Below are 4,703 nucleotides of genomic sequence, written 5' to 3' on the forward strand. Positions count from 1 at the left end.
TCGCGAACGGCTTGCCGACCGGCTTCAGCGTGCCTTGCGCATGGAACCAGATCGAATTGACGGTCGGCAGGCCACGCGCCTCGCGGGCCTCGTTGACCGGATGCTGGAACCACGCCATCTGCACTTCGTTCTGCAGCTTCATCCACATCCGCGAGCGCTCGCCCGTATGGGCCTCGTGTGGCAGCCAGATTTCGATGTTGCGGCCGCTCGCGCGTAGCGGCGCAGCGCCGGCGAGGCGGGCGAGCTGCTCGCTCGACAGGTACCAGCGTGACGGGTTCGGCGCCTCGAGCCGGACGCCGAGCTCCTCGATCAGCGGCCGCGCGACCGCGAGCAGCGCGGCTGCGTCGCCGTCATTGAGCGCGAGGGCCGCCGGATCGACGAGTACCAGGTGATCGTGCGCGATTTCGACGTGGACGGGCTCGACGCAGGCCCACGCGTGCGCGCCGGGGTCGCCGCCATCCGCCAGCAGCATGTAGGGCGCGAGCGGCGCCTCGTCCGCGGCGTTGCCCTGGGTTGCGCCGAACTGGCGGGCCAGCCAGCGCTCGTGTGGCAGCGTGCGCTGGAAGTCCTCGCCGGTCACGCGCTCGACGAGGCTGGCGCGGGCGAGCAACTTTTCGAGCGCTGGGCTGTCCAGCGTGTGCAGGGACGAGGCCGCATCGGCCGCCGACGGCAGCGCGAACGGAACGAGAAAATGGAGGCGTCGGTCGTGCATGATGGTGCGCATTGTATGGCAAACTGCGCGCGTGATCGGGCCGGCTGACGGCCCGTTCGCGTCCGGCGGCCGTTTTTCGACCGTGCCCGGGCCGGTGGCCGCCACCGGGCGGCGGTCCGGCCGCGGGGCGCCTCCCCGCCGTAACCAGCAGAAAGGATTCGCTTGAAACTTCCGTACGAATGGCAGATCGGCTGGCGCTACACGCGCGCCGGCAAACGCACGACCGGTAACGGCTTCATTTCCTTCATCGCGCTCGTGTCGATGCTCGGGATCGCGCTCGGCGTCGCGGCGCTGATCGTCGTGCTGTCGGTGATGAACGGCTTCCAGAAAGAAGTGCGCGACCGCATGCTGTCGGTGCTCGCGCACGTCGAGGTGTTCTCGCCGACGGGCTCGATGCCCGACTGGCAACTGACCGCGCAGGAAGCGCGCCGCAATCCTTCGGTGATCGGCGCGGCGCCGTACGTCGATGCGCAGGCGCTGCTCACCCGCCAGGACGCGGTGAGTGGCGTGATGCTGCGCGGCGTCGAGCCGACGCTCGAGCCGCAGGTGTCGGACATCGGCAAGGACATGAAGGCGGGCCAGCTCGGCGCGCTCGTGCCGGGCCAGTTCGGCATCGTGCTCGGCGATGCGCTCGCGGGCAACCTCGGCGTGACGGTCGGCGACAAGGTCACGCTGGTTGCGCCGGAAGGGTCGATCACGCCGGCCGGCATGATGCCGCGGCTGAAGCAGTTCACGGTCGTCGGCGTGTTCGAGTCCGGGCACTACGAATACGACAGCACGCTCGCGATGATCAACATCCGCGACGCCGAGGCGCTGTTCCGGATGACAGCGCCGACCGGCGTGCGGCTGCGGCTGAAGGACATGCAGAAGGCGCCGGACGTGGCGGTCGAGCTGTCGCATACGCTGTCGGGCAGCCTGTACATCCGCGACTGGACCCAGCAGAACAAGACATGGTTCTCGGCCGTGCAGATCGAGAAGCGGATGATGTTCATCATCCTCACGCTGATCATCGCGGTGGCCGCGTTCAACCTCGTGTCGTCGCTCGTGATGACGGTGACCAACAAGCAGGCCGACATCGCGATCCTGCGCACGCTCGGCGCGCAGCCGGGGTCGATCATGAAGATCTTCGTCGTGCAGGGCGTGACGATCGGCTTCGTCGGCACGGCGTCGGGCGTCGCGCTCGGCTGCCTGATCGCGTGGAGCATCCCGTGGCTGATCCCGATGATCGAGCACCTGTTCGGCGTGCAGTTCCTGCCGCCGTCCGTGTACTTCATCAGCGAACTGCCGTCCGAACTCGTCGCGAGCGACGTGATCCGGATCGGGCTGATCGCATTCGCGCTGTCGGCGATCGCGACGCTCTATCCGAGCTGGCGCGGGGCGAAGGTGAAGCCGGCGGAGGCGCTCCGCTATGAATGATCGCGCGACCGCATTCGCGGATTCACGACAACACAACAGACAGGATTCGGCAGGTATGCAGGAATACGTGCTTCAGGCGCGCGGGGTCACGAAGGCTTTCGTGCAGGGCGGCTTCAACGTGCAGGTGCTCAACAATACCGAGCTGACGGTGCGGCGTGGCGAGAAGCTCGCGGTCGTCGGTGCGTCGGGTTCCGGCAAGAGCACGCTGCTGCACGTGCTGGGCGGGCTCGACGAGCCGAGCGCGGGCGAGGTGTCGCTGCTCGGCAAGCCGTTCACGCAACTCGCCGAGCGCGAGCGCAACGAACTGCGCAACCGTGCGCTCGGCTTCGTCTATCAGTTTCATCACCTGCTGCCCGAGTTCACCGCGCTCGACAACGTCGCGATGCCGCTGCGCATTCGCCGGATGACGACCGAAGACGCGCGCGAGCAGGCGCAGACGATGCTCGAGCGCGTCGGTCTCGGCCCGCGTGCGAAGCACCGGCCGGGCGAGCTGTCGGGCGGCGAACGGCAGCGGGTCGCGATCGCGCGCGCGCTGGTCACGAAGCCCGCGTGCGTGCTGGCCGACGAGCCGACCGGCAACCTCGACGGCACGACGGCCGATACGGTGTTCAACCTGATGCTCGAGTTGTCCGAGACGCTCGAAACGAGCTTCGTGATCGTCACGCACGATCCCGATCTCGCCGCGCGCTGCGACCGCATCATGCGGCTGCGCGACGGCGTGCTGCACGAGGAGCCGGCGCTGCCGGTGTAAGAAGCGAACGCGCTTGGCCTGCTGCCGGGGTCGTCCCGGCGCGGCGCCAGGGCGCAGGACTGCCGCCATGTGGATCGACACGCACTGCCATCTCGATGCCGCCGAGTTCGACGCCGACCGCGACGCGGTTGCGCACGCGGCGCGCGCGGCCGGCGTGTCGCGCATCGTGATCCCGAGCGTCGGGCGCGACAACTTCACGACGGTGCGCGAACTCGCGCAACGCACGCCGGGTGCGGTCTACGCGCTCGGTATCCATCCGATGTATACGCCACGCGCATGCGACGAGGATCTCGACCTGCTGCGCATGGAGATCGAGGCGAGCCTCGACGATCCGCGCTTCGTCGCGATCGGCGAGATCGGGCTCGACTATTTCGTGCCGGGGCTCGACGAAGACCGGCAGCAGTTCTTCTACCAGGGGCAACTGAAGCTCGCGCGCGAATTCGACTTGCCCGTGCTGTGCCACGTGCGCAAGTCGCAGGATCGCGTGCTCGCCGGGCTGCGCCGTTTCGGCGTGCGGCGCGGCATCGCGCATGCGTTCAACGGCAGCTTCCAGCAGGCCGAAGCGTATCTCGCGCACGGGCTGCATCTCGGCTTCGGCGGCAACGTGACCTTCACGCGCGCGCTGCAGATCCGCCGGCTCGCGGCGCAGTTGCCGCTCGATGCGATCGTCGTCGAGACGGACGCACCCGACATCGCGCCCGAATGGGCCTACAAATCCCGCAACACGCCCGACCAGGTGCCGCGCATCGGCGACGTGCTTGCCGAACTGCGCGGGATCGACGCCGGCGCCGTGTCCCTATGCACTTCGGCTAACGCGCTCGCTGCGCTGCCGCGACTCGCCCTTTCGTCCGCATAATCGTTGCCGGAAGGCGCCGCATGTTCAATGGCGGTGCGGGGTCGACGAGGAGGGGCGATGCGCGTGTGGTGGATCGCGTTCGCGCTCGGCGTGGTCGTGCTGCAGCGGCAGGCGGCGCTGCCGGGTGCGCTCGCATGGACGATCGGTGCAGCCATACTCGCGGGCTGCGTGGTGCTCGGCACGTGGAGCATGCGCCGTCGGCGCACGCGTACGACCGTCGCGTTCGGATGGGTGCTGTGCGCGCTCGCGGCCGGCGTCGTCGGGTTCGGCTATGCAGCCGCGCGGGCCGAATGGCGGTTGGACGACAGCCTGCCCGTCGAGTGGGAAGGGCGCGACATCGTCGTCACCGGCGTGATCCGGGGGCTGCCCACGGTCGACGAAACAGGTGCACGGCTACTGTTCGCGGTCGAGTCGAACGATGCGGAGCTGGCCCGCTTTCCACCGTTGATCCGGCTGTCGTGGCGCGCGTATGGCGCATCGGCGACACGCGATCCACTGCCTGATTTGCGCGCCGCGCAGCGTTGGCGATTCGTCGTGCGGCTGAAGCGCCCGCATGCCGAGGCCAATCCGGGTGTGCGCGACAGCGAGGCGGCGTGGCTTGCCGCAGGCATTCGCGCGATCGGTTATGTCAGCGCGCCCCGGCGGGCGGAATTGCTCGATGCGTGTGCATCGGGGTGGCGTGCATCGATCGATCGGCTGCGCGACGCGCTGCGCGCGCGTATCGGCGCGACGCTCAGCGGCGACGCGAGCCACCGAGGCATCGTCGCTGCGCTCGCAATCGGCGATCAGTCGGGCATCGGCGATGTCGACTGGCGCGTGCTGCGCAGCACGGGTACTAGCCATCTGGTCGCAATCTCCGGCCTGCATGTCGGGCTCGTCGGCGCGATCGCGGGCGGGCTGGTATCGATGGTCTGGCGCCGCCTGCGCTGGCGCGCACGGGCCGCGACGCTCGTGTTGCCGGCACCGTA

At 68.9% G+C, this 4,703-nt stretch carries 4 protein-coding genes and 1 pseudogene; 4 read left to right on the forward strand and 1 reads right to left on the reverse strand.

What is annotated here, in order from left to right:
* A pseudogene (locus tag G3N93_RS34720) lies at positions 1-724 on the reverse strand (regulator); the annotation flags it as partial.
* A gap of 150 nt (positions 725-874) precedes the next feature.
* On the opposite strand from G3N93_RS34720, the gene G3N93_RS34725 reads away from it, so the two are divergent.
* The 4 genes from G3N93_RS34725 to G3N93_RS34740 all read left to right on the forward strand — a co-directional run.
* The gene (locus G3N93_RS34725; RefSeq protein WP_206124730.1) at positions 875-2,128 is read left to right on the forward strand and encodes a lipoprotein-releasing ABC transporter permease subunit; all 1,254 of its coding nucleotides are present in this window, start codon (positions 875-877) and stop codon (positions 2,126-2,128) included.
* On the forward strand, positions 2,121-2,879 hold the full coding sequence (lolD, locus tag G3N93_RS34730) for a lipoprotein-releasing ABC transporter ATP-binding protein LolD (protein WP_011352550.1): 759 nt from the start codon (positions 2,121-2,123) through the stop codon (positions 2,877-2,879). The genes G3N93_RS34725 and lolD overlap by 8 nt, the downstream gene beginning before the upstream one ends.
* A gap of 67 nt (positions 2,880-2,946) precedes the next feature.
* A complete protein-coding gene (locus G3N93_RS34735; RefSeq protein WP_206134995.1) occupies positions 2,947-3,735 on the forward strand; it encodes a TatD family hydrolase in 789 nt (262 codons plus the stop codon).
* A gap of 57 nt (positions 3,736-3,792) precedes the next feature.
* A partial coding sequence (locus G3N93_RS34740; protein WP_206134996.1) for a ComEC/Rec2 family competence protein occupies positions 3,793-4,703 on the forward strand: 911 nt, incomplete at its 3' end.

The sequence above is a fragment of the Burkholderia sp. Se-20378 genome (assembly GCF_017104665.1).
Classification (GTDB): domain Bacteria; phylum Pseudomonadota; class Gammaproteobacteria; order Burkholderiales; family Burkholderiaceae; genus Burkholderia; species Burkholderia lata.

Bases quoted from the DNA above. Each gene is read 5' to 3' on its own strand.
- G3N93_RS34735 (WP_206134995.1), top strand. From the start codon at position 2,947: ATGTGGATCGACACGCACTGCCATCTCGATGCCGCCGAGTTCGACGCC.
- lolD (WP_011352550.1), top strand. From the start codon at position 2,121: ATGAATGATCGCGCGACCGCATTCGCGGATTCACGACAACACAACAGA.